The organism is Caloramator sp. ALD01 (assembly GCF_000472625.1).
In the GTDB taxonomy this organism is placed as follows: Bacteria; Bacillota; Clostridia; order Clostridiales; family Caloramatoraceae; genus Thermobrachium; species Thermobrachium proteoclasticum.
Genome location: NZ_AXAA01000008.1, coordinates 1 through 26,270, shown reverse-complemented (window position 1 = coordinate 26,270; position 26,270 = coordinate 1). Strand labels below are relative to the sequence as shown.

23 protein-coding genes and 1 other annotated feature are annotated in these 26,270 nt (G+C 31.2%); of the genes, 18 read left to right on the top strand and 5 right to left on the bottom strand.

Annotation, left to right across the window (positions count from 1 at the left end; translation table 11 throughout):
* Positions 1–530 precede the first annotated feature (530 nt).
* Positions 531–1,529: a tryptophan--tRNA ligase gene (trpS, locus tag A3M9_RS0105520; protein ID WP_027308339.1), complete on the bottom strand. Its 999-nt coding sequence runs from the start codon at positions 1,527–1,529 to the stop codon at positions 531–533.
* Positions 1,530–1,574: 45 nt separating this feature from the next.
* Positions 1,575–1,806, bottom strand: a binding site (T-box leader).
* 172 nt (positions 1,807–1,978) lie between these two features.
* On the opposite strand from trpS, the gene A3M9_RS0105515 reads away from it, so the two are divergent.
* Positions 1,979–2,566 (top strand): metallophosphoesterase, encoded by a 588-nt coding sequence (locus tag A3M9_RS0105515; protein WP_027308338.1) that lies wholly within the window; start codon positions 1,979–1,981, stop codon positions 2,564–2,566.
* A 204-nt stretch (positions 2,567–2,770) separates the two neighbouring features.
* On the opposite strand, the gene A3M9_RS0105510 is transcribed toward A3M9_RS0105515, so the two are convergent.
* The gene (locus A3M9_RS0105510) at positions 2,771–4,696 is read right to left on the bottom strand and encodes a BMP family ABC transporter substrate-binding protein (protein ID WP_027308337.1); all 1,926 of its coding nucleotides are present in this window, start codon (positions 4,694–4,696) and stop codon (positions 2,771–2,773) included.
* Positions 4,697–4,829: 133 nt separating this feature from the next.
* On the opposite strand from A3M9_RS0105510, the gene A3M9_RS0105505 reads away from it, so the two are divergent.
* Positions 4,830–5,126, top strand: coding sequence for a hypothetical protein (locus A3M9_RS0105505; RefSeq protein WP_027308336.1), 297 nt, complete (start codon positions 4,830–4,832; stop codon positions 5,124–5,126).
* Between the two features lie 24 nt (positions 5,127–5,150).
* Here the strand turns inward: A3M9_RS0105505 and A3M9_RS14970 are convergent, their stop codons facing one another.
* Complete coding sequence (locus A3M9_RS14970) at positions 5,151–5,273, bottom strand: hypothetical protein (RefSeq protein ID WP_256379675.1); 123 nt, start codon at positions 5,271–5,273, stop codon at positions 5,151–5,153.
* A 213-nt stretch (positions 5,274–5,486) separates the two neighbouring features.
* Here A3M9_RS14970 and brnQ point away from each other — a divergent pair, with 213 nt between their 5' ends.
* The 4 genes from brnQ (at position 5,487) to A3M9_RS0105480 (ending at position 10,990) form a co-directional block, all read left to right on the top strand.
* Positions 5,487–6,770 carry a branched-chain amino acid transport system II carrier protein gene (gene brnQ / locus A3M9_RS0105495; RefSeq protein WP_027308335.1) on the top strand — a complete coding sequence of 428 codons (1,284 nt, stop codon included), beginning with the start codon at positions 5,487–5,489 and terminating at the stop codon, positions 6,768–6,770.
* Positions 6,771–6,793: 23 nt separating this feature from the next.
* Entirely contained in the window at positions 6,794–7,033 is a 240-nt protein-coding gene (locus A3M9_RS0105490) for a hypothetical protein (RefSeq protein WP_027308334.1), read from the top strand.
* Positions 7,034–7,389: 356 nt separating this feature from the next.
* A complete protein-coding gene (locus A3M9_RS0105485) occupies positions 7,390–9,732 on the top strand; it encodes a hypothetical protein (protein WP_027308333.1) in 2,343 nt (780 codons plus the stop codon).
* 13 nt (positions 9,733–9,745) lie between these two features.
* Entirely contained in the window at positions 9,746–10,990 is a 1,245-nt protein-coding gene (locus A3M9_RS0105480; RefSeq protein ID WP_027308332.1) for a competence/damage-inducible protein A, read from the top strand.
* Positions 10,991–10,995: 5 nt separating this feature from the next.
* Here A3M9_RS0105480 and A3M9_RS0105475 read toward each other — a convergent pair whose 3' ends face one another.
* Positions 10,996–11,439 (bottom strand): YaiI/YqxD family protein, encoded by a 444-nt coding sequence (locus tag A3M9_RS0105475; protein ID WP_027308331.1) that lies wholly within the window; start codon positions 11,437–11,439, stop codon positions 10,996–10,998.
* A 98-nt stretch (positions 11,440–11,537) separates the two neighbouring features.
* Between A3M9_RS0105475 and A3M9_RS0105470 the strand changes: the two genes are divergently transcribed.
* The 3 genes from A3M9_RS0105470 (at position 11,538) to A3M9_RS0105460 (ending at position 15,668) form a co-directional block, all read left to right on the top strand.
* The gene (locus tag A3M9_RS0105470; protein ID WP_027308330.1) at positions 11,538–13,400 is read left to right on the top strand and encodes a sigma-54-dependent Fis family transcriptional regulator; all 1,863 of its coding nucleotides are present in this window, start codon (positions 11,538–11,540) and stop codon (positions 13,398–13,400) included.
* Positions 13,401–13,634: 234 nt separating this feature from the next.
* Positions 13,635–15,431 (top strand): aldehyde ferredoxin oxidoreductase family protein, encoded by a 1,797-nt coding sequence (locus A3M9_RS0105465; RefSeq protein WP_027308329.1) that lies wholly within the window; start codon positions 13,635–13,637, stop codon positions 15,429–15,431.
* A gap of 12 nt (positions 15,432–15,443) precedes the next feature.
* Positions 15,444–15,668 carry a MoaD/ThiS family protein gene (locus A3M9_RS0105460; RefSeq protein ID WP_027308328.1) on the top strand — a complete coding sequence of 75 codons (225 nt, stop codon included), beginning with the start codon at positions 15,444–15,446 and terminating at the stop codon, positions 15,666–15,668.
* A gap of 324 nt (positions 15,669–15,992) precedes the next feature.
* Here the strand turns inward: A3M9_RS0105460 and A3M9_RS0105455 are convergent, their stop codons facing one another.
* Entirely contained in the window at positions 15,993–17,162 is a 1,170-nt protein-coding gene (locus A3M9_RS0105455) for a dicarboxylate/amino acid:cation symporter (RefSeq protein WP_027308327.1), read from the bottom strand.
* A 467-nt stretch (positions 17,163–17,629) separates the two neighbouring features.
* On the opposite strand from A3M9_RS0105455, the gene A3M9_RS0105450 reads away from it, so the two are divergent.
* From A3M9_RS0105450 to A3M9_RS0105410, 9 genes are all read left to right on the top strand, one after another.
* A complete protein-coding gene (locus tag A3M9_RS0105450; RefSeq protein WP_027308326.1) occupies positions 17,630–18,451 on the top strand; it encodes a flagellin in 822 nt (273 codons plus the stop codon).
* A gap of 74 nt (positions 18,452–18,525) precedes the next feature.
* A complete protein-coding gene (locus A3M9_RS13240; RefSeq protein WP_051350610.1) occupies positions 18,526–19,662 on the top strand; it encodes a glycosyltransferase in 1,137 nt (378 codons plus the stop codon).
* 12 nt (positions 19,663–19,674) lie between these two features.
* The gene (locus tag A3M9_RS0105440) at positions 19,675–20,730 is read left to right on the top strand and encodes a glycosyltransferase (protein WP_027308325.1); all 1,056 of its coding nucleotides are present in this window, start codon (positions 19,675–19,677) and stop codon (positions 20,728–20,730) included.
* A 10-nt stretch (positions 20,731–20,740) separates the two neighbouring features.
* Positions 20,741–21,232: a tetratricopeptide repeat protein gene (locus A3M9_RS0105435; RefSeq protein WP_156897872.1), complete on the top strand. Its 492-nt coding sequence runs from the start codon at positions 20,741–20,743 to the stop codon at positions 21,230–21,232.
* A gap of 146 nt (positions 21,233–21,378) precedes the next feature.
* Positions 21,379–22,227, top strand: coding sequence for a phosphorylcholine transferase LicD (locus tag A3M9_RS0105430; RefSeq protein WP_035165924.1), 849 nt, complete (start codon positions 21,379–21,381; stop codon positions 22,225–22,227).
* Positions 22,224–23,576, top strand: a complete 1,353-nt coding sequence (locus A3M9_RS0105425) for a Gfo/Idh/MocA family oxidoreductase (protein ID WP_027308322.1) — start codon at positions 22,224–22,226, stop codon at positions 23,574–23,576. The genes A3M9_RS0105430 and A3M9_RS0105425 overlap by 4 nt, the downstream gene beginning before the upstream one ends.
* A gap of 23 nt (positions 23,577–23,599) precedes the next feature.
* Complete coding sequence (locus A3M9_RS0105420; RefSeq protein WP_027308321.1) at positions 23,600–25,066, top strand: hypothetical protein; 1,467 nt, start codon at positions 23,600–23,602, stop codon at positions 25,064–25,066.
* A gap of 330 nt (positions 25,067–25,396) precedes the next feature.
* Entirely contained in the window at positions 25,397–25,573 is a 177-nt protein-coding gene (locus tag A3M9_RS14400; protein ID WP_084424645.1) for a YjfB family protein, read from the top strand.
* Positions 25,574–25,577: 4 nt separating this feature from the next.
* Positions 25,578–25,799 carry a hypothetical protein gene (locus A3M9_RS0105410; RefSeq protein WP_027308320.1) on the top strand — a complete coding sequence of 74 codons (222 nt, stop codon included), beginning with the start codon at positions 25,578–25,580 and terminating at the stop codon, positions 25,797–25,799.
* Positions 25,800–26,270 lie beyond the last annotated feature (471 nt).

Here is a 26,270-nt window from a genome sequence, read left to right as displayed (position 1 = left end):
CTTTACTATTATATTAAACTTTTTGTTTACTATTACTAAACATATATAATTATATAACATAGGTAAAAAAAGTCAATATATTAAATTAATAGAAGTGTATTTTATTAATAAGTGAAACATCCATTTCTATAAGTGGGTTATGAATGTTACTTGACTTGAAAAATAAAAATAAATACATAGCAAAAACCCAAGCTAAACTCAAAAACATAGTGGTATCGTTTGGGAGGAAACAGTCCTTTGAGAGGGTGGGTAGTTTGCTCTAATTGTAGTATTGACAATGAAGCTGCCACCTTTATAGGTGTATGTAATTAACTAAGAAAGGAGCTAATAAATCACTTATTAGCTCCTTTTGATATATTTTAAGGTAATATATGGATAATGTCACATTTCACCTGGGTGGGAAACCTCCGAAAAAATCAAATCATTTTCAAAAGTATACTATATATAGCAGCACAAATTATCTCTTATACACTATATATAGTGGTGACATTTTTTAAGGTATCATTTTTTCGGAGCTCTTGGTGGCACTTTTATAGCTGTATAAATCCTATTTTTCTTTGCATTTTTCTTAGAGTTTTATTTGCCACATAGTTTGCCTTTTCGGCACCTTTTCTGTATATTGATTCAAGGTATGCTTTGTCCGATAGAAGTTTGTTTACCTCATCTTGAATTGGCTTTAGCTCTTCAATTATAATTTCTGCAACATCCTGCTTTAGCTTTGCATATCCCTGACCTTCATAGTCTGCTACTATATTTTCAGGCTTTTTTCCTGTGATTGCAGATATAATGTTAATTAAGTTCTTTATTCCAGGCTGTTCGTCTGTATAGTTAATAACTCCAACAGTATCTGTTACAGCTCTTGAAATCTTCTTTCTAATTACATCTGGTGAATCGTTTATTAATATATATCCATTTGGATTATCCTCTGATTTTGACATTTTCTTTTCGGGGTTTTGTAGGTCCATTATTTTTGCTCCAGCCTCAGGTATATATGCCTCTGGGACCTTAAAGGTTGGGCTATATAAATTATTAAACCTAATTGCTATGTCCCTTGCAAGTTCAAGATGCTGCTTTTGGTCCCTTCCAACAGGCACAAGGTCTGTGTTATATAAAAGTATGTCGGCTGCCATAAGTACAGGATAGTTGAAAAGTCCTGCACTAATGCTCTCACCAAGCTTTTGAGATTTATCCTTATATTGTGTCATTCTGCTAAGCTCTCCCATATAGGTAAAGCAGTTTAAAAGCCATTGTGCCTCACTGTGGGCAGGAACGTGGGATTGAATAAATAGAGTACATTTATCAGGGTCTATACCTGATGCTATGTAGGTTGCAAGTATTTGAAGTGTACGAGCCCTTAAATCCTTTGGTTCCTGTTTTACTGTGATTGCGTGAAGGTCAACAACACAGAAATATGAATCATATTCCTCCTGAAGTTTTACCCAATTTTTTATAGCACCTAAATAGTTACCTAAGGTTAATTCACCAGAGGGTTTAATTCCACTAAACAATACCTTTTTTTGTTCTTCCATAATAATCCTCCTTTCAAATGTATAAAAATAAAAGCCCTATGCAAAGCATAGGGCGTAAAATTACGCGGTACCACCTATTTCAAGAAGCAAAGGCTTCTCCTCTGAAGGATACAAACATATCCTGCTCCTTTAACGGTGAGCCTCCGTTTTAGGCTACTTAAAGTTCACCCAAATCCTCAAGGACCCATTCGGCCTATGGTAAGTTACTGCATTTCCACCCCCAGCAGCTCTCTTTAAACATCCCATATGCTTACTTGCTTCCCTTCATCGGATTTTTACATTTTATTTTTATTATCTTATTATATGCAAAAAATACACAGCTTACAAGTATTTTATAAAATTTTCTATGCATAAAAATTAATAAAATATTACAAAAATTTCACATATATTAACTTTTGTAAATATTGTGGTATAATATTTTAGACTACTTATGAAAAGAGGGACAAAAGGTGAAGATACTTGTTGTTTCAGATAGAGAATCAAGCTATATATGGGACCATTTTGATAAAAAAAGGTTTGAAGGGATAGACCTTATAATTTCCTGTGGTGATTTAAAGGCAGAATATCTGTCTTTTTTAGTAACTATGATAAATGCACCTTTATTTTATGTCCACGGAAATCACGATAGAAGCTATATAAACAATCCTCCTGAGGGATGTACCTGTATAGATGATAAAATAGTAGTATTCAATGGTATAAGAATATTAGGTATCGGTGGAAGCCCTCTATACAATGGAAAGGAATTTCAATATACAGAAAAGCAGATGGAAAAGAGGGTGCAGAGGCTTATACCTAAAATTTGGTGGTATGGAGGCTTTGATATTTTAGTAACCCACACACCTGCCTTTGGACTTGGCGATGCACCTGATGTTGTACATACGGGGTTTAGAGTGTTTAGAAAACTGCTTGATAAGTATAAGCCTAAGTACTTTCTTCACGGACACCAGCACCTAAACTATGCAAATGGAACAAGAATAATAAACTACAACGAAACAACTATAATAAATGGATACAGATACCATATATTCGACTACTAAAAAGTGCCACCCAGGTGAAATGTGACATTACCATATTATGTAACATTTCACCTGGGTGGGAGACCTTCGAAAAAATCAAATCGTTTTTTAAAACATACCATTTATTGTATCTTGTACTATATTTATATACTTATGTTGTGGTGGCGATTTTTAAGATATCATTTTTTCAGAACTCTTGGTGGCAAATCTAAAATTAATTTTTTATTAAGTTTCTAATAGAACTACATTATCAACATACCACTTCATTGAAAGTATCTGTTCATATGTTGCAGTGTCTCCCTTTTCGATTCTAAGCATTCCTGTATTATCGTATATAGGACCTGTAAAGGGATTATACAGCCCATCTGCAATCATTCGTTTCATAAATTCAACAAGTTTTTGTGTCTCTTCAGGAACATCGTTTTTAGAGTAGTAAATATCCAAAACTCCTGCATCAATTCCCCACCAGAAGTTATAGGACTTGTTTGTTCCTGTAAATATATCTGTGATATTTTTTACCTGTTCATTCAAAACGCTCTTTAATATCTTTTCATAGAATATTCCCCATCTCCAAATAGGAGCAGCGTAGTACTTTTCAGGTTTTTGAGTTTCACTATTTATTGATGTTAGCATAGAATAAACGCCAAACATCTTTGTTACAGGATGATTTACATCTATAGTCATATTAGAGATTATATCAACACCAAGTTCGATTAATTTTTTATCTGCATCTATAGACTTATCTCCCTTATTCCAATCTCCAGTCCAGGAAACATAAACTGAAGCATAAGGGTTTACAAGCTTTGCACCAAGTGAAAAGGCATTTATAGAACTTATTACCTCGTGGCTTGGCGATGTTGCAACATATCCTATTTTGTTATTTTTAGTCAGTGCACCTGCAATAAGACCAGTTAAAAACCTTGGCTCATAGGTTCTTCCAAAATAGTTATTAACCTGTGTATAGGGCGAAAACTCCGAACAGTTAAAGAACTTTATATCAGGGTATTCGAGGGCACATTTTAATGTTTCCTTATGGTATATAGGACTTGTTGTAAATATTACATCATATCCAACCTCGGCAAGATCCTTAAATACGTTATATGCACCTTCTCCAAAGGGTACATTTTCAACATATTCAGTAGAAACCTGTTCCTTTAGTACCTCCTCTATATGTTGTCTTCCAAGCTCGTGGGCATAAGTCCATCCCGATGATTCAATGGTTCCAGCATAGGCAAATAGAACCTTAAGCTTCTTTTTAGGTATAACAAATGTACTTAATGTTTGGATTAAATTTTCCTTAACCTCAAGTGGAGAGGTTTGTATGTTTGCATAGTCAACATTTGATAAGGATTTAAGTTCAGGAATTAAAAGCCTTATTCTTTGAGTTACCTCTTCCTTAGAAGTATCAATAAAGGGTAGTCCATATAGCTTAAAGTATTCAAATAGTGCATCTCCAGTGGTTATAGGGATGTTTTTACCACCTAAGGATATATATATTTCCCTAAAGGGTATATAAATATATCTTTCGAAATACTTATATCTATTTTCCTTAAATGCCTCTGATTCGATATTGAGACTATCTATGGCCTTTAAAAGCCTGTTAAATCTATTTTTTTTGCTAAAATAAATTGAATTTAATCCTGTTATTTTATTAAAATTCAAAAACTCATAGTATATCTTTATATCGTGGTTGTTTTCATCGTATTTTGGAATAATTCTTGTTACATCTGCAGGTATCGAATAGGCATCAAAATACTTTAAAACGCTAACCCTTTTGTTGCCCTCAACCACATAAAACCAGTTTAGATACTCGTAAACCTTGATAGGATCCCTTATTCCCTCCTCAAGATGGGCAGCACATAGGTTTACCCATTTTGTCTGCATTTCTGTGTTTTCGTTTAAAAGGGGCATAAAGTTTCGTGCAAAGGACAAACTCCTAAGGTGTGAATAAGTTCCAACAACCTTCTTAAGGGGTATTTCAACAATTCCAAGATTAACTTCTGAAACAATATCTGTATTTTTAATAACACCCTCAAGGGATGGAAGATACCCAGACTCACCCTTTGAGGCGTATTTATTGTATTCCTTTATAGCTAAACGTCTTGCCGCAGAATAATGCTCTCTTGCTTCATTCAAAACATTATTTTTCATCTACATCACCCTTAAAAGTCAAACTATAGTTTATATTATATTCTACAATATTTAAAAAAAATAGCAAAGAAAATATTAATTTACTTTTAAAAAATATCTTTTGTGGAAAAATAAAATAAAAAGAGGTGATAGGATGGACGAAAGATGGAGGCAGGGAATGTATGTGTTCCCATTTGTACCCTTTACAAATCTATATGATATTAAACAGGAACACGACACCTACAGGGTTTATGTAAATGGCGACTATATAGGAAACAAGACAATATTTAGCCAAGGAGAGGATATTAAAGACATTGAGGGATTTTTAAAGAGCAGAGGTTTTAAAAATATATCTTCACAAATCATAGGAAATCAGTATAATATAGAAGTTGCAGATGAATTTTTAGAAGAAGCAAAAAGAAACCTCAATGTTTATCTTAATAATAGATAAGCAGGAGATATCTCCTGCTTAAATTTATCTTCTAAAAAGATTTTTTAAGGCTTCCTTTGTTTTTTCAAAAAATTGTTCCTTTTTCTCAAGATAATTCTTATAGGTTTCTTCATCATAATATCTTTCATCATCCTTATAGAATCCCATAATAGCATCACCTCATCTTTATTATGTGCAAAGTGGATATTTTTAATGTGTTATGTTAATAGATTAACAAACAGTAAATTTAATACACCATTGAATAAAAATACTATATTATTTTTCTTGCAATTATGTAATTATCACATTATAATTAAAAATATAAAAATATTATTAAAATATTTATAATATTTTTACAATTATACCAAGGAGGTTACGAAGATGAAAAAATTCAATGATGTACTTGTAATTGGACTTGCACTATTTGCAATGTTCTTTGGAGCAGGTAACCTAATATTCCCACCATACATTGGACTTTTATCGGGAGACAAGTGGTTTATATCACTAATAGGTTTTCTTCTAACAGGAATAGGTCTGCCTTTAATAGGAATTATAGTTATGTCTAAAAATGATGGTAAGTTTGAAAATTTTGCAGGAAAAGTTGGGACAAACTTTAGTAAAGGACTTGGAATAATAATGCTTGCTATAGGACCACTTCTTGCAATACCAAGAACGGGTGCTACAACCTATGAAATGGCTATAAAGCCAATTTTCCCAGGCGTAAGCCCAATAGTTGTTACAACAATATATTTTGCAATAAATCTATATCTTGTTATAAATCCATCATCTGTTGTAGATAAGATAGGAAAAATACTAACACCCGTTCTTTTGACAATGCTGGCAATAATAATATTTAAAGGAATAACTACACCAATAGGTACACCAGTTTCAACAGGAATAGAAAATCCATTCTCAAAATCCTTTGCAGAAGGATACCAAACAATGGATGCCCTTGCCTCAACAGTATTTGCAGGAATAGTAATTGCAAGTGTAGTAGCAAAGGGATATAAGGATACAAAGGATCAAGTAAAGCTTACACTACTTGCAGGTTTGATTGCAGCAGCAGGACTTCTTCTTGTATATGGAGGACTTATGTATCTTGGTGCAACAGCATCAGGAACCGTAAATGCTGATATATCAAAGACTCAACTTACAATAATGATTACAGAAAAATTACTTGGAACATTTGGTAAGGTAGCCTTAGGTATTGCGGTTGGATTTGCCTGCCTTACAACTTCAGTTGGACTTACTGCAACAGCAGGGGAGTTCTTCTCAGGTTTAACTAACAACAAATTAAGCTACAAGCTTGTTGTAACAGTTGTTACTATCTTTAGTGCAGTTGTATCAAACTTTGGAGTTGAAAAGATAGTAAAACTTGCAGTGCCATTACTTGTTACTGTATATCCAGTTGTTATAGTTCTAATAATACTAAATATATTTGATGAATTTATAAAGAACAAAAACTGCTATGCAGGTGCAGTATATTTAACACTAATAGTAAGTATAGTTGACGGACTTGCAGCAATAGGGGTAAACTTAAAGGGTGTACAAGCAATGATAGCAAAACTTCCATTTGCAAGTGCAAGCTTTGCTTGGATTGTACCAGCTTTAGTAGGATTTATAATACCACTTATATTTTCAAAAAAGAAACAAACAAATAACTAAAATAAATTGAGGGGTGGGGGGTCTTGCAGATACCATTACCACCTGTAATGCCTAAGTTTATGGTATTTAGGTTTATTGCAGGGATAATAATAAGGCTTATAGGACTATGGGGATACTATATTTTATTAATAGGTTTAGTTACAGTAGTATGTTTAAGGTTTTCATATAGGGCATATAAAAATGGAAGTTATGAGACAGTGTTTTTGATAGTGTGTTTTTTTCTAATAATAGTTGGAGGAATAATTGCATTGGTAAATTCATAAGGGTGTTAGAAAAAGATATATCATTATAAGCCATATGAAGGCTTTTAGGCATTCGTTTATTTCGCTAATCAAATCTAAGCTTTTCTTTGTTTGAAAAAGTCCTACCCTCGCGATGCCATCGTCCTGATGGCCGCTCGGCTCGGCACGTCCTGTGCCGAATTACGGAGTTTTTCAAAGTCGAAAAGCAAGATTTGCTAAAGCTCATAAAAGAGCCAATACACCTTCATATGGCTTTTTTAAAATTGATTGAACTATTTATATTATGTAGGTACATAAGGGTGTTAGAAATATCTTTTCTAACACCCTATATTTATAGTATATTATAATTAAGTATGTATAAATTTGGGGGAATAGATATGATAAGACACGCCGTATATGTTGAGGAAAAAGGATATGTATATAAAGATGAAATAAATAAAGATGATTTAAATAGGATTGTAGAAATGTTTAATTTAGAAGAAAAAAATGTAGGGGATACCTATACATATTTTAAACTGGATTCTTCGGATTCTGTAATCATTAAATCCTTTTTGATAGATGATAAAAATGCACTTCACATAGTTTTATTTGATGAAATTAATCCACTCAATTTGATTAAAGAGAACATTTTTATAAATACCCTTGAGGATGTAGAAAATCTTAAAAGAGAAGTGGAAGAAAACTTTAATTATGATGATGCAGAGGAGTTTTTAAAAAACAGACAGGATAGAAGTATAAAAGACATAGCCTATCTTCTTTTAAAGGGTGAAAAAGTAACAATAGTAGATAAAGTGGAAAACCATAATAAATGGTTAGAGGCAATATACTATTGTTTCAATGAAGCCTCTTCAAAAAATATAACCTTCACAACAAACCCCTACTTTAAAGGAGATGTAAGGTTATATATATTTGACGAAAATATACAAAAATCATCCTATACATTTGACTTTAAAAGAGGAATAGGCCCAAAGCTTATGATAAATACACCCTATGTTAAATTTATAGATTCAGGTGTATATGCCTCAAAGAAAATATACCGAACCTATATGAACTTTATGGAATATTTCAACTACACTTTACTTGATGAAGAGCTAAATAATAGTTATAATCTATTTCTACTTTTAAACGTTCCTAATCTTATAAATGATGGTGTGGCGATAAAGGAGGCTCTTAAATTTCTTTTAAAATACATAAAACCTGAAGAGAGACAAGCCTTTATAGAAAACTACATAAACTCCCTTGATTTGCTTTGGGATAAAGTAAATAGTGATATTGCAGAGGAATTCTATCTTTTTATGTTTAAGGATATTGAACACAAAAAGGGAATATATGATAGAATAGTCTCTATATTTTATAGGAGCTATTTTAACATACTAAAGGAAATAGTTGGTTTTGATAGTGCAGTTGAACTGTTTGAAAGGATGTTAGAGTTAAACAAGGAAAAGCCCTATTTTAAAACCTATGTACTTGATAAAACCTTCTTTAAATTTGTTGAGGATTTTGTTGACCTTGATGTAGCAAATGAAATTTCCCTCTATATTGCAGTGTCCTGTGCAGTAAGTTCAGGACTTTCCTATATTCAGCTAAAAAACATAGAGGGCTTTAATAAAACCTTAACACAAGGTATAAGTGATAGGATAATAAAATATATATTAGATAAAATAGAGGGGGATTTAGATTTTGCTATAGGATTTATAATAGATGTTGAAGGAATATTAGAAGCCCATATAATAAGAAATAAGCTATATGAAATATATAAAAGGGAAAGCAGCGAAGTAAAAAGAAGTATATACAAAAGGTTAATTGAAGCAGACAAAAAGGAGCTATCCTTTGAAATCTTCAAAAGAGGTCTTGAAGAGAGTGAGGATGCAGTAAAATATTTTGAAGAATATAGAAGAGAAATTTTAGACTATTTTATGGAATATTCAAAGGAATATTTAGGAAAAATAATAAACGAGTACTTTAAAAGTTTAAACAGGCAGGATAGATTTCAGGAGGCAAAGAAGCTCCTATTTGAATATATAATAAACACATCCTACACAATAAACAAAGAGGCAGAATGCAGTATAGTACAAAATTTTGAGCTTGGAATTACCCTTGAAAACTACCTTGAAAATAAGGAACTTATTGAACAGGTAAGAGCTATAAAGGCAAGGAAAGAGATTAAAACAAGAATTGATATGTCTTTTTTAGATGTAATATACCTAATAGATGATTTTAGTGGTGAAGACTTTGGTGAACTTATTGATGAAATAAAATATGTAATAAAAGAGTATGATATAGAAACCAGCATAAGGCACAGAAACATAATACTATATAAAGTAGGTAAATACCTGACAAATTTTGAATACCATAAGGCACTATTTGACCTTTTCTATGAAGAGGAGGACATACTTACCTACTTTGAATTTATAAAAATAAATAGAAGGGAAGAGAGCTATAAAGACATACTCTCAAGCTTTATTGTCTATTACTTATACTACATAGAACCAAAGTATAGGCTTTTAAATAGAGAGGATAAAAATACTGAAATAGAAGATGCAATAATAAATGAACTTACAACCTTTAAAAGCAAGGATTTAGACTATTTTGATGAAAAAATTAAAGAAACCTTTCAAAATTTACATTTAAGTATTCCTGTAAAATGGAGTATAATATTAAATAATACAAAACAAAGGATGACTTTAAAATATAAAATCTTGAACCTTTTTAAAGGGTAAATGAGGTGAGGTTATGAAGGCAGAACTTATATGTGTTGGTACAGAACTATTACTTGGAGACATTATAAACACCAATGCAGCCTTTATCGCAAGAAACTTAGCAGCACTCGGGATTGACCATATATATGAGGCGGTTGTAGGTGATAATAGGGAGAGGTTACTATCTCAACTTGAAATTACAAAACAAAGGGCAGATATTATTATTCTTTGCGGAGGGCTTGGCCCAACACAGGATGATTTAACAAGAGAAACGGTTGCAGAACATTTAAATAAAAAGCTAATATATAACGAAAATGTATATAAGCATATAGAAGAATATTTTAGAAAAATAAAAAGGCAATTAACGGAGAATAGCAAAAAACAGGCCTATGTAATAGAGGGCGCAAAGGTTTTGATGAATGAGTGGGGAACAGCACCAGGGCTTATATGTGAAGCTGAAAACAAAACCTATATACTTCTCCCAGGTCCTCCAATGGAGCTTGAGCCTATGTTTGAAAAGTATGTACTTCCATATCTTAAGGAAAAGAGCGGAAATGTAATCCTATCAAAAACAATTAAGATTATGGGAATCGGAGAAGCCCAAGCAGAGGAGATGATTCTCCATTTGATAAACAGCAAAAACCCAACTATTGCACCCTATGCAAAAAATGGAGAGGTACACTTTAGAATAACTGCAAAGGCAAAGACAGAAGAGGAGGCAAGAGGTTTAATAGAGCCTGTATATAATAAATTAAAGGAGATTTTTGGAATAAACATATATGCAGAGGATGATGAGACTTTAGAGGAGGTTGTAGCAAAGCTTCTTCTTGAAAAAAATCTTAAAATTGCCGTTGCTGAATCCTGTACAGGAGGACTTGTTACAGCACAGCTTATAAACTACCCAGGAATATCAAAGGTTCTTTTAGAGGGTGTTGTAACCTATAGTAACGATGCAAAAAAGAGCAGGTTAAATGTTAGCGAAGAAACATTAAAACTACACGGGGCTGTTAGCTATCAGACTGCAATAGAGATGGCAGAGGGCGTTGCAAAGACAGCAAAGGCAGATGTTGGAATATCTACAACTGGAATTGCAGGCCCATCTGGAGGAACAAGTAAAAAGCCTGTTGGACTTGTTTATCTTGGGGTATATATAAAGGGATATAAAACCTTTAAGGAGCTAAGACTTACAGGAGATAGACAAAAGATAAGAGAGAGGGCAGCAAAGGAACTTTTAAACTTTTTAAGAATGGAGCTAAATACAGAGATGATTGGGAAGTAGCCCAATCATCTCACAAAATTCTGTTCAATTATTCTTCTTAAACTCTTTTCAAAATTAAGGTTATTTGTATGGGTTCTTTTTTTAGGATTTGATGTTCTTCCACCACTTTCCCTAACCTTGTAATTTACATATCTTTGCATAAGAAGAGAATCGATATTTTGATTTGTAAATATAAGACCATTTTGATTTATTGCAAAGGTTCCCTTAGATAGAACCATTGCAGCAACACCATAATCCTGCGTTACAACAATATCGCCCTGTTTTGCTTCGTTTACAAGGGCAAAGTCAACAGAATCACGTCCCTTTCCTACGATAATTGTTTTAGAATATCCATCATCTATAATATGGGATGTATCCATAAACATTAAAACATCCAGTTTATACTCCTTAGCAACCTTCACAATTATATCCTTCACAGGACACGCATCAGCATCAACCAAAATCCGCATAACTACCTCCAACAATTTCTGTTTAATAAAATTATATGTTTAATTGTATCAAATAATTTTATGTAAAGGTATAAAAAAATTTAAATAGGGGGATTTTTATGAATAGGGATAAAGACTACATAAAGAGGTCCCACGACAGATGCCACCTATATAATATTGATAAGGATTTAAAATATAGTAGAATTATACTTACCCAAAATGAACTAAATGAGAGGCTAATAAAAAATAGAAAGCTTATTTTATCTGCCATTCCCTTTATGAATATGCTCTATGATTTTGTAAAGGGATATGATTTTTTTCTTATTCTAACAGATAAAGAGGGTTGTATTTTAAATATCTTAGGAGACCAAAACATACTAACAGAGGCCTTTGAGCTTAAGATGGTGCCAGGTGCCTTTATGTCTGAGGAGGCAATAGGAACAAATGCTATGGGAACAGCCTTAAAGGAAAAAAGGCCTGTTCAGGTCTCAAAGGATGAACACTTTATATATGCCTACCATAAGTGGACGTGTTCTGCAGCACCAATTAGAAACAAAGATGGTGATATAATAGGATGCCTTGACATTACAGGCTATAGCGAAAATGTCCATCCCCATACCTTAGGAATGGTTGTTGCAGCAGCCTTTGCGATAGAGAGGGTTATTGAAAATGAAGTTTATCTTGATGAAATAAATAAATCAAAAAGGTATATAGAAAGGATATTTAATTCGATTGAGGCTGGAATTTGTGCCTGCAGTGAAGATGGAAGTATCGGATATTATAATAGTAGATTCAAGAACCTATTTAATATAAAAAAAGATGGCGTATCTATGTGCGACTTAATATATGATTATGATGAAATAAAAAAGAAACTTTTAAAGGATGGGGAGGTAAAGGATTTAGAGGTTTATGTTAAGGCAGATATAAATAAGCTCTCTTTGACCTTAAGTATATATTCAAGCTATACCTCAGGTGAAAAGGAGTATGTATGCGTATTTAAAGAGATTAAAAGGGAAAGAAGGTTGATAGATAAAATATCCTCCTCAAAGGCAATATACACCTTCGATAAAATAATAGGTCAGAATGAAAATTTTAAGGAGACCGTTGAATATGCAAAAAAAATCTCAGACAGCAAATCAACTATACTAATACTTGGAGAGAGTGGAACAGGTAAAGAGGTCTTTGCCCAGTCCATCCACAACTACAGCAGTAGATGTGATAAGCCCTTTGTTGCTGTAAACTGTGCAGCAATCCCTTCAAACCTAATAGAATCTGAACTATTTGGTTATGAAGAGGGTGCCTTTACAGGTGCAAAAAAGGGAGGATATGAGGGTAAGTTTCAGCAGGCAAATGGAGGAACAATATTCTTAGATGAAATTGGAGATATGCCCCTTGATATGCAGGTTAAGCTTCTTAGGGTTATAGAGGAGGGGGTTATAGTAAAAATAGGAGGCAATACCCCAAAGTATGTAGATGTAAGGATAATAGCAGCAACCAACAGGGACTTAAAAAGGCTTGTTGGGGAGGGAAGGTTTAGAAGCGACCTATACTATAGACTTAATGTACTTCCTCTATATATTATGCCCCTTAGAGATAGAAGGGATGACATACCCTATTTAATCAAATATTTTATGGATAAGTTATCAAAAAGGCTAAATAAAAAGCCTGTAATTATAGATGATAATGAAATGGAGAGATTAATTTCCTATGACTGGCCAGGAAATATCAGGGAGCTTGAAAACTATGTTGAGTATGTAATAAACATAGGCCATATACCACAGACACTAAAGGAGGTAAGTGAAAAGGATGTAAATAGGTTTACCCCAAGAACATTAAGTGAAGTTGAAAAGAGACACATAGAAAATACACTAAGGCATTTTGAATACAGCGTAACAAAGGCAGCAAAGGCACTTGGTATAGGCAGAAACACCCTTTATAGAAAGATAAAGGAGTATAATATAGACCTGTCTGTTCCAAAATAGAACAAAGTTCCAATACAGAACACCTGTTATATAACAAAAATGAGCTATAATAGAACAGTATAATTAAATATGTTTGTTAGCGATTGTGGCAGGCATTTTATTATGTCCTGCCCTTTCTTATTCAATAGACATTTTAAAGCCTCTACTATACAGAAGGGCTTTTTGGCATAAATCTTGCTCTTTATAGATTAAGTTTCAAATAGTTTGAAACTTAATATGAAGGGAGGTTTTTATATGTTTGGCTACAGGGGAACAATACTTAGAGTGAACTTAACAACAGGTGAAATTAAAAAGGAAGAATTAGACAAAAACCTTGCTGAGAAATTTATAGGAGGAAGGGGACTTGCCACAAAACTCTATTATGATGAAGTTGGAGCAAAGGTAGACCCCTTTGATGAGAAGAATAAGATAATAATCGCAACAGGCCCTCTAACAGGAACAATAGCCCCAACAGGTGGAAGGTATATGGTTGTAACAAAGTCCCCCTTAACAGGGACAATTGCTTGTTCAAATTCTGGTGGGTTCTTTGGTGCAGAGCTTAAAAATGCAGGTTATGATATGATTATTATAGAAGGAAGGGCACAAACTCCTGTGTATTTATGGATAGAGGATGATGTTGTTGAAATTAGGGATGCATCACATCTATGGGGTAAGGTTGTATCTGAGACTACAGACGAACTTAAAAAAGTTTCAAAGGAAAAGGCGAGGGTTCTATGTATTGGCCCTGCTGGTGAAAAACTTTCAAAAATTGCAGCTGTAATAAATGACTATGATAGAGCAGCAGGACGTTCTGGCGTTGGTGCTGTAATGGGCTCAAAGAATTTAAAGGCCATAGTTGCAAAGGGAACAGGAAAAGTTGAACTTAAATCTGAAGATGAATTAAAGCAGACTGTTCAGGATTGTATAAAGAAATTAAGGGATAATGGCGTTACAGGACAGGGACTTCCAACCTATGGAACTGCAGTTTTGGTAAATATAATAAATGAAAATGGTGTTTTCCCAACTAATAACTTTAAAGAGGCCTACTTTGAAAAGGCAGACAACATAAGTGGAGAGACTATGACTGATAAATATCTTGTAAGAAAGAACCCCTGCTATCGATGCCCAATTGCCTGTGGAAGATGGGTAAAGATTGAAGCATTAAATATGGAGGCAGGCGGTCCCGAATATGAAACCCTATGGGCCTTTGGTGCAGACTGTGGAATTGATGATATTCAGGCTATATTTGTAGCAAACCACCTATGCAATGAATATGGACTTGATACCATATCAACTGGTGCAACAATAGCAGCTGCTATGGAACTTTATGAAAAGGGACTAATAAAGGATGATGAGGTAGATGGAACACCACTTAAGTTTGGTAACAAGGATGCAATAATTGAATGGACAAAGAAGATGGGACTCCGTGAGGGGTTTGGAGATAAACTTGCAGAGGGTTCCTACAGGCTATGCGAAATGTATGGTGTACCTGAACTTTCAATGTCTGTAAAGAAGCAGGAACTACCAGCCTACGATCCAAGGGCAATACAGGGACACGGACTTGAATATGCAACATCCAATAGAGGTGGATGCCACGTTAGAGGATATATGATTTCACCTGAAATCTTAGGTCTTCCAGAAAAACTTGATAGACACTCCCTCCAAAATAAGGCTGAATGGGTTAAGGTATTCCAAGACTTAACAGCGGTTATAGATTCCCTCGGACTTTGTCTATTTACCTCCTTTGCACTTGGTGCAGAAGACTATGCAAAACTTTTAGATGAAGCCTGCGGATTTGGCTATGACAAAGACAGCATTCTTGAGGCAGGGGATAGGATATACAACCTTGAGAGGATGTTTAACCTTGATGCTGGAATAGACCCAAGTGAAGATACACTTCCAAAGAGACTATTAACTGAGCCTATTCCAGATGGCCCATCAAAGGGACACGTTCATAGATTACAGGAGTTACTACCAAAATACTACGAGGTTCGTGGATGGGATGAAAAGGGAATTCCAACAAAGGAGAAACTACAAAAACTTGGTCTATAAAGGATGATTTTGATGAGGGTTAGAGTAAAACTATTCGCCACCTTAAGAGATGGACGCGATAAGGATAGAGTGTATGAGCTTAGGGATGGAACAAGGGCAATAGACGTAATTAATATGCTGAACATTAAATTAGACAATGTTAAAATTCTTCTCATAAACGGACAGGATGGAGATTTTGATGTGCAGCTTAAGGATGGGGATATACTGTCAATATTTCCACCTGTTGGTGGGGGATGAAGAAGGAGTAGGGAAACCTACTCCTTCTATTTATATAATCTAATTTTTTTATTATTGAAGCCCCATTATGGATTTTAAGGCTTTCGTTCATTTCGCTAAGCAGTTCTAAGCTTTTCTTTGTTTGAAAAAGTCCTACCCTCGCGATGCCATCGTCCTGATGGCCGCTTCAGCTCGGCACGTCCTGTGCCGAGTTGCGGACTTTTTCAAAGTCGAAAAGCAATAACTGCTAAAGCTTATGAAATAGCCTGAAAAATCCATTAATGGGGCTTTTATAAAGGAGAATCTACTTAAGAATATAAAGATATAAAAAAGGAGTAGGAAATCCTACTCCTTCTTTTCACCCTTATATAAGCTGTCCACAAGAATAGCAATTGCATTATCCCCTGATACGTTACAAGCTGTACCAAAGCTGTCTTGTGTTATATAAAGTGCTATCATAAGTGCAAGTTGAGCTTCTGAGAAACCAAGCATTGATTGTAGTATTCCAAGTGCCGCCATAACCGCACCGCCTGGAACACCAGGTGCCGCAACCATAGTTACACCAAGCATTGCTATAAATCCAACCATCTTAGAAAATTCAACAGGCATATTGTTTAGCATCATAACAGCAATTGCACAGGATGTTAATGTTATTGTACTTCCTGATAGGTGTATTGTTGCACATAGTGGAACAACGAATTCTCTTATTCCCTTTGATACTCCCATATTTTCTGAACATTGTAGGTTAACTGGGATTGTAGCAGCTGATGATTGTGTACCTATTGCTGTTAGGTATCCTGGGATTTGCTTCTTTAGTGTTGTAAATATATTTCTTTTTCCTACTGAACAAGCTACTGTATATTGGAAAAGTATTATTATTAGATGTGCTGCGATTATTATTAAGAATACCTTCCAGAACACTCCAAGTATTCTTCCAACTTCACCTGCATATGTCATATTTGCGAATATACCCATAATGTGAACTGGTAAAAGTGGTACTATTACGTTTCTAATTGTCTTTTCCATTATCTTTTGGAATTCGCTTGCTATATTATATAGTGTCTTTTCCTTTATTGCTGCAATTCCAAGTCCAAGTAAGAAGGCGAGTATAAGTGCTGTCATAACTCCCATAACAGGAGGCATATCAATCTTAAAGAATGGTGCAAGAAGCTTGTCCTCTGGGTTTCCAGCATCGCTTAAAACCTCAGCAGTGTGTATAAATAGTGGGAAGAAGGACTTTGCAACAAAATATGCAAAGAAACCAGCAATTAGTGTTGAAATATATGCAATTGCTGTTGTAAGTCCAAGTAGCTTTCCAGCACCTTGTCCAAGGTCTGCAATACCTGCAACAACGAAACCTAATATTATTAGAGGTATACAGAAGCCAAGGAAGCTACCAAAGATAGCATTGAAGGTAGCAAGTAGCCTTACTACTGGTGCGAAGGTAAACTTACCGATTAAAATACCAAGTATGATTGCGATAATAAGTCGTGGTACAAGTCCAAGTTTTTTCATTTTATCCCTCCTAAAATGTTAACTTTTATACATACATTTTACTGAAAATTTAAAATTAAGTCAATTTAAAAAATAAGAAAAATATATAAATATGTAGTTTTATTGGCGAAAAAATGCAGTTTAGAGAAAATAAAACCATTATATGGTACTTATAATGCAAATAAATGAAAGATGATACAATAAAAACATCAAATTTCTAACAAATTTATTAATGAAACAAACTTAATTTTATAAAAAAATAATTTCAATTTTGCACTAAAGTTTTTTAATTGCTATACGAAAAAATAAATAGAAAAAACAAACAACAAAAAAATAAAAAAATTTTTTAAAAAACCCCTAAAGTTTATAAAAACCTAAACGAAATATTAAGTAGAAAATAAAACACAAAACTTTCGGCCGAAAGATTAGTGTTTTAAAAACACAAAGGGCAAGGATGCCAAAAAACAAAAATCAGGGAGGTATGTAAAATGATAATCAATCACAATCTTAATGCGATGAACGCACATCGTCAGTTGGGCATGAACACTGTAAACGCTGGAAAGTCAATGGAAAAGTTGTCATCAGGTCTAAGAATCAACAGAGCTGGTGATGACGCAGCAGGTCTTGCTATTTCAGAAAAGATGAGAGCGCAGATTAGAGGTTTAAATCAAGCATCAAGAAATGCACAAGATTCTATTTCAATGATTCAAACAGCAGAAGGTGGATTAAACGAAACTCACGCTATACTTCAAAGAATGAGAGAACTTGCAGTTCAAGCTGCTAATGATACTAATGTGTCATTAGATAGAGCAGCTATAAAGACAGAATTAGATTCATTAAAAGAAGAAATAGATCATATTGCAAAATCAACAAACTTTAATGGAAGAAATCTATTATCAGCAACTGGAAGTTTAACTTTCCAAATAGGAGCAAGTTCAGAAACATATGATCAAATGGCACTTAAGTTAGGTTCAATAAAAGCTGGTTCAGCAGCATTATCAGTGGATAATTTATCAGTAAGTTCAGTTTCAGCGGCTATTTCAACAATAAAAGCTTTAGATAAAGCAATAAATGCAGTATCTACTGCAAGAGCTTATATAGGTTCTCTACAAAATAGATTAGAGCATACAATTACAAATCTTGATACATCAAGTGAAAACCTAACAGCAGCAGAATCAAGAATTAGAGACGTAGACATGGCAAAAGAAATGATGGCATTCTCAAAGAATAATATCCTTGCACAAGCCGCTCAAGCAATGCTTGCACAAGCTAACCAACAACCACAAGGTGTTCTACAATTATTAAGATAATAAACATTATGCAATACTATATAATTAAGATTGGAGTCAGGAAACTGACTCTAATCTTATAGTGAGGTGAAAAAATGAAATTAAGTTTATGCATGATTGTTTACAATGAAGAAAAATATTTAAAGATGTGTTTGGATAATGCTTTACCACTTGTGGATGAGGCAGTAATAGTTGACACAGGTTCTACTGATAAAACTATTGAAATTATTAAAAGTTATGGAGATAAAGTAAAATTAATTAAAACAAAATGGGAAAACGACTTTTCTAAAGCAAGAAACTTAGCTATCGAAAATGCCAGTGGAGATTGGATATTTACATTAGATGCTGATGAAAAAATAATTGCTACTGGTGAGTTGAAAAAATACATTGAATCTTGTGAATTTGACGGTATAATAGTTCCTTTTTATCATGTAGTAGGTGAGGGGGATTTAGTTTTTAGTAATGTCTATATTAAAATATTTAGAAAAATGTATAGATATGAAGGAGCTATACATGAACAATTAAACATAAGTAATAATAAGTTAGTTGAAATACCAGAAACTGTTGCTAAAATATATCATTTTGGTTATATGAAAGAAGTTTTTGTAGAAAAAGGTAAGATTAATAGAAATTTAGATATTTTATTGGAAGAATTAAGGGAAAATCCTGATGATCCTTTTACTATGTATAACATTGGGGTTACGTATTATGCAAAAAATGATTTTAAAGTAGCTTTAAAATATTTTTTTGAAGCTACTAAGAGAATGAATAATATTTATAAAAATGATACAACAAGATATGAAATAGATATGTATATTAAAATTGCAAGTTGTTTGTATAGAATACAAGAATATGATGAATGCATTAATTTTATTAAATATATTCTTGAAACTGTTTGTGAATTACCAGATCTATATTATATTTTAGGAGAAACTTATGAGGCAAAAAATGATTTTAAAAATGCTGAATTGAGTTATAAAAAATGCATTGATATAGGTGAAAATAGAAATTATATTAGTGTTAAAGGGGTTGGAAGTTTTTATCCTAAATTTAGGTTAGCACAAATTTATGAAAAACAAGATAGAATATTGGATGCAGCTATGATGTATATTGAAGGTGTTTTTGATAAAAATAATATATTAGGAAAAGGTGTCATTGAAACAAAAGAATTTTTGAAAAGATACAATTTATTAAATATATTGGATGAATTTGAGAAAATTTATAAGAGTTAACAAGGTGGTAAAATGATAAGTTTATGTGTTATTGTACGTGATGAAGAAAAAAATTTAGACCGATGTTTATCTAGTGTGAATAATTTTGTTAATGAAATCATAATTGTTGATACAGGATCAAAAGATAATACAAAATATATAGCTAAAAAGTATACAGACAAAATTTATGATTTTAAATGGGAAAATGACTTTTCAAAAGCAAGAAATTTTAGTATTGAAAAAGCAAATTATGAATGGATTTTAATATTGGATGCAGATGAAATAATAACAAAATTCAATAGACAAGAAATAGATAATTTTATTAAGTTTAAAAAAGATGTTTTGGGTAGAATTGATATTATTAATTTAATATCAGATAAAAATGGAGTAAAAAAGAGCAAACAAAGAGTAGCAAGATTGTTTAATAAAAATTATTTTAGATATAAAGGAAAAATTCATGAACAATTAGAAAAAAAAGATTCAGACTATTTGTGTATGGAGGATATTGATATTGAAGTAGAACATGTTGGCTATGATAAAAAAATAAATAATCTCAGATATAAATTAAATAGAAATATTGAATTATTATTAGTTGAAATTGAAAATAATGATACTGACCCTTATTTATACTATCAATTAGGTAAAAGCTATTATATGGGTGAGTTTTATGATATGGCTGAAAAACAATTTGAGATAGCTATAAAATATGTTACGGATTATAGATATGAGTATATTGAAGATTTGATTGAAACATATGGTTACACATTGCTAAGTTTAGGTAAATATGAGAAGGCATTAAAAATAATAGATTATGAATCATATTTATGTGATTCTGCTGATTTTTATTTTTTGAAAGGACTAATATGTATGAATAATGGATATATTTATGAATCGATAAAATCGTTTGAAATAGCTTCTAATAAAGAAAAATATAAAGTAGAAGGTGTTAATTCTTATCTGACTTTTTATAATTTGGGTGTTATTTACGAATGTTTAGGTGATATTAATAAAGCAATTGAATATTACAATAAAAGTGGAGATTATCATTTATCTAAAAGTAGATTAGATAAATTAATGACAAAAGTATGAGGTGATATAATTGATGGATTTAATAATGGGGTTAATTGAAGATTATGATTTAGATATTAACAATATTTATAATTTGCAACAAATTATAAATATTGTTAATGAAAATAAATGTGAAGATGAAGTAATAAATATTATTTTAAATAAAGACTTTAAACATAAAAATACTATATTAAATAATTTGGCAGTAATAGCTTTTGATAATAAAATTTATGATATAGTGATTCCTTTTTTACAAGCATCATATGAATTAGATCCGCATGATATAGATACGTTATATAATTTTTCATTTTTCTTATTAACTTTAGGTGAAAATGAATTGGCAACACGTTTTTTAAATGAATTATTATTAGTTTTGAAAATAACAGACAACAAAGAATTAATAAAAGAAATAGAAATGAATTGCAAATTCCAAAAAATTCTAAATAACAATATAAATAATGAAGAACTTACTTTAAAACAATTAGAACAAAAATTATCTTTAAAATATAATGTAACAAATTAGCTTTATTTAATAATTGTTTTCTGTAAGCCTTGATATCTTATACTTTACATCAAAATTTTGTAATATAAATTTAGTATTAGTATAAATTTGATAAATTGTTCAGCAAAATGAGAATTAATTATTTTAGATAGGAAGGTAGAATTTTAATGATAAATAATTCTAATAAAAAAATTCCAAAAGAAGATTTAAGAAAATTACAGATGATACAATTAGAAATGTTGCTGGAAGTTGACAGAATCTGTAAAAAACATAATATAAAGTATTGCATTATTGCAGGGACACTTTTAGGGGCGGTAAGACATAGAGGATTTATACCTTGGGATGACGATGCAGATGTAGCTATGTTAAGAACAGAATACGAGAAATTTTGTAAAGTATGTGAGTTTGAATTAGATAAAAGTAGGTTTTATTTTCAAAATCATAAAAATACTAAAGAATACAGATGGGGATATGCAAAAATTAGAAGAGTTGGAACTGAATTTATTAGAAAAGGTCAGGAACATTTGAAATACCCGTCTGGAATTTTTTTAGATGTATTTCCATTAGATAATGTGCCTGATAATATTTATTTGAGAAAATTTCATAATATATTATGCACACTTATTAGAAAAATGCAATGGTCAAAAGTAGGAGCTCGAGTGGATAAAAATATTTTTATGCGTATTTTATATACAATTTTATCATTAATACCTAAAAAATTTATTTTTATTTTTTATGATTTTTTAGTATTGATAAGTAACAAAAAAAATACCAAAATGGTAAGGACACTAACATTTCCTACCCCTAAAAATGGACAATATGGGTATTATAAGAAATGGTATGAAGAACTTCAAGATATAGAATTTGAAGGGTATTATTTTCCAGCACCTAAAGATTATGATGAATATTTAAAATTCAAATTTGGGGACTATTGGAATTTACCACCAGAAGAGAAAAGGCATGGACATGAATTTTCTTCGTATAAATTAATAGATATTAGGAGTGAAGAAATTTGAAAAAGGTAATTACGTATGGAACATTTGATTTATTTCATGAAGGTCATCTCAATTTATTAAAGAGAGCTAAACAATTAGGAGATTATTTAATAGTCGGGGTAACAACTGAACAATATGATGAATATAGAGGAAAATTAAATGTTGTAGATTCATTAATGCAAAGAATAGAAAATGTTAGAAAAACTGGATTAGCAGATGAAATCATAATTGAAGACCATGTGGGGCAGAAATTAGAAGATATAATAAAATACGGAATAGATATTTTTGTTGTAGGTTCAGACTGGAAAGGAAAATTTGATTATTTAAAACCATACTGTGAGGTTATTTATTTAGAAAGAACAAGAGGTATTTCAAGTACAATATTAAGACAAAAAAAATGTGGTATTATTCGATTAGGTATTATAGGTACTGGTAGGATAGCTAAAAGATTTGTACAAGAAGTTAAGTACGTAAGTGGTACAAATCTAGAAGGTGTATATAATCCTAATTTGGATAGTGCCAAAAAGTTTGCAGATGAATTCGAGTTAAAATTTTACACGGATAATTTAGAATATTTTTTTAATAATATAGATGCTGTATATATTGCATCACCACATAAAACACATTATGAATATATTAAGAAGGCATTAGTTAATAATAAACATGTATTATGTGAGAAACCTCTTGTTCTTAACGCTATTGAAGCTGAAGACGTTTATACATTAGCTAAAAATAATAGTTTAGTTTTAATAGAGGCAATAAAGACAGCATATTGTCCAGGTTTTAAAAAACTATTATCAATTGCAAAAAGTGGTAAGATAGGTAAAATAAAAGATGTTGAAGCAACTTTTACAAAATTAGTTTCAGGCCAAACAAGGGAATTAGATCCAAATGAAAATGGTGGAAGTGTAACAGAACTTGCAAGTTATCCATTGTTAGCAATAATAAAGTTACTTGGTGTTAACTATAAAGATGTAAAATTTGAATCGTTAATCAACAAAAATAATATTGATTTATATACTAAAATACATTTAAAGTATGAGGATGCATTAGCTACAGCAAAGGTTGGTTTAGGTGTAAAATCTGAAGGACATTTACTTATTTCAGGGACTAATGGCTATATTTACGTAGAAGCACCTTGGTGGAAAACTAAAAATTTCGAAATTAGGTATGAAAATCAAGATGATAATGAAAAATTCTTTTACAAATTCGATGGCGAAGGGTTAAGATATGAACTTAGTGAGTTTATTTCTATGATAAGTGGTAATAAAAAATTAGAATATAAATTATATGATTATGAATCTATATCAATAATAAAGATTATTGAAATGTTTTTAAAGAAAGAAAATACTATAGAAATAAAATATTAACTAAATTAAGAGGTGTATGTTTAATGTTTTTAAGAAAAAAAAGACGAATTTTAGATTTATTAAGCTTGATGAATAAAATTCTAACAGATAATAAGACTAGTATTAAATTAAAAGAAAGAATTTTTGATTGCATGGTTATTATATCATTAATAAAAGAAGAATTATTAAAAGAAGAGACAAAATATAATGATATTTTAAATTTACTTGAATTTTTACGTTTATCATTGTTAAATGTTTTTTGTGGAAAAAGTTTTTTTGAAAGCAATATTAAATATGAAATAATAGAGACAATAGAAAAAACAAAAACAAAAATAAAGCATGAATTAAAAGCTAAAATAAATGTTTTGTTTTTGCCTTACAAAATTAGTATGTGGGACAGTTTAGAATCAATTTATGAAGCTGCATTAAAAGATGAAGATTGTATTGCAAAAGTAGTCCCAATACCTTATTATGAATTAATCAATGATAAAAAAATACCTAAGTATGAGGGAGATAAATTTTTAGATAAAGTTCCTATAATCCATTATGATAATTATAATTTAGAAGAAGAACCGGATATAATATTTGTACATAATATTTATGATAATTATAATACTCTTACACAAGTATATGAGCAATATTTTACAAGCAACTTAAAGAAATATACAGATATGTTGGTTTTTGTACCATATCATATATCAACTTTTATTAACAAACAAAATACCCAATATTTGGCTTATAAAATTCCAACTATAAAGTATGTAGATAAGATTATACTTGCAGGTCAACACGTTAAAAATGCAGCTATAAGAGATGGAATATCAGAAGATAAGTTACTTGTTTTAGGCTCTCCTAAGTTTGATAAATTAATTAAGTTTATGAAAACTAATGAAGAGTTAAAGGTTAGTTGGGCTGATAAAATAAATGGTAAATTTGTATTTGTATTAAATACAGGTTGTATGTTTTTTTCAGATAATCCTTTTGATAAAATCACTTTATTAATAAATATTTTTAATATTCCGAACATAGTTGAAAATAGTGTTATAATCTGGAGACCACATCCTTTAACAAGGGTAGCTATCCAGAGATATAGACCAGAGTTATTAGAATATTATGACACACTGGTTAATAAGTATATTAAAAACAACGGAATTTTCAAGAATATTATAATTGACAATGAAGATGATTATTTACCAGCATTAAAAGTAGCGGATGTTTTAATATCATATGATGGTTCTTTATTGCGTTCATTTTTAGCTACAAAAAAGAAGATAATTTTTCTTTCTAAAGAACACTTTAAAATAAGTAATGATTTCAATTCTGATGATATATTTTATTACTTTTTTGATGAAAATAATCATTGGAGTGAAATTGTAAAAAAATTATCTCAGAATTATGATCCTTTAAGTGAAAAAAGATCAATGGCAGCTGAAAAATTTTATGTAAATATTGATGGTACTTGTGGAGAAAAAGTATATTATTATATTAAAAATTGCATATTTAACTTATGATGGTATGATAAAAAAATTTAATTTGATAGTTGACTTTTTAAGCATCTTTGTCAATTGTTGGTTGTATCTGTTTTTGATTTATGTTTTTTGCTGTTATGGTTAATTTTAGAAAAATATTATAGAATATTAAAAATAGATATTTTACAATTTAATATGAAGAGAGGAGAAAAAAATATAATAAGATCTAATAAATATTACTGTATATCATTAGAGAGAACAGATTGAAGATGAATAAAAAATAATATGGGATTCAAAAGATAAGGTTGAAATATATATTTAAGATAAAATTAAAAGAAAATACATAGTTAGTAATAGGAGGAATTTGATACCATGGACATAGCTGCCCTATCAATTAACCTAAACCAGGCAAAAGTAGCCCAAGAAACAAGCCTTGTAGTGATGAAACTTGCAATGGAAACAGGCAAACAAACAGCAAATGAAACTGTTAAGATGATAGAAAAGAGTGTTGATCCAAATTTAGGAAGAATAATAGATGTAAGTGTTTGAAATTATGGATGATAAAGAAGAATTAATAAAAGAGCTTCAATGGGTAAAATATAGAATACAAATTCTTGATATGATAGAGGAACGACTAATAATGATGAGGCAATTAGCTGTTGAAGCTTTTGAAAATGACTTAAGTAAATCTGAAAGAGAAGAAATAGGAAGGCAGATTCAAAAGCTTCAGCAGGAGATAATGCTACTTGAAATGGAAAATACCAATGAGCAGTAGAAGACCTAAAAGGGTCTTTTTTCTTTAGAAAGTGAATTAAAAATATAAAATCAACTCTCTGAAAAATTTATAAAAATCTTGCTGAAAAACAATTGACAGAATGAACTACAAATCAAAATTCCATCATTTCCAATACTTCATCAACAATTACACCAATCAAAACTCGTTGAATAATTCAAATTAAGCAACTAGTTAAAGAGATGATTAAAAAGAAGCTGAAAAATAAAATTTCAAATAGATGTTAAACCTGCAGAATAACAAGGGGAAGGTAATGCTAAAAAGCAAAAGCCTTCCCTTTTAACATTTAAGCCAAAATGCTAAAGCTATATAAATAGTAGCATAAAATATAAAATCCTGCTAAAATAATAATAAGGAATTGGAGGTAGATACTATGCCTAAAACTAAAGTAAATAAAGATAAAAATAAAGCAATGGATGTAAATAATACTAATATAATTAATACAAATTACGA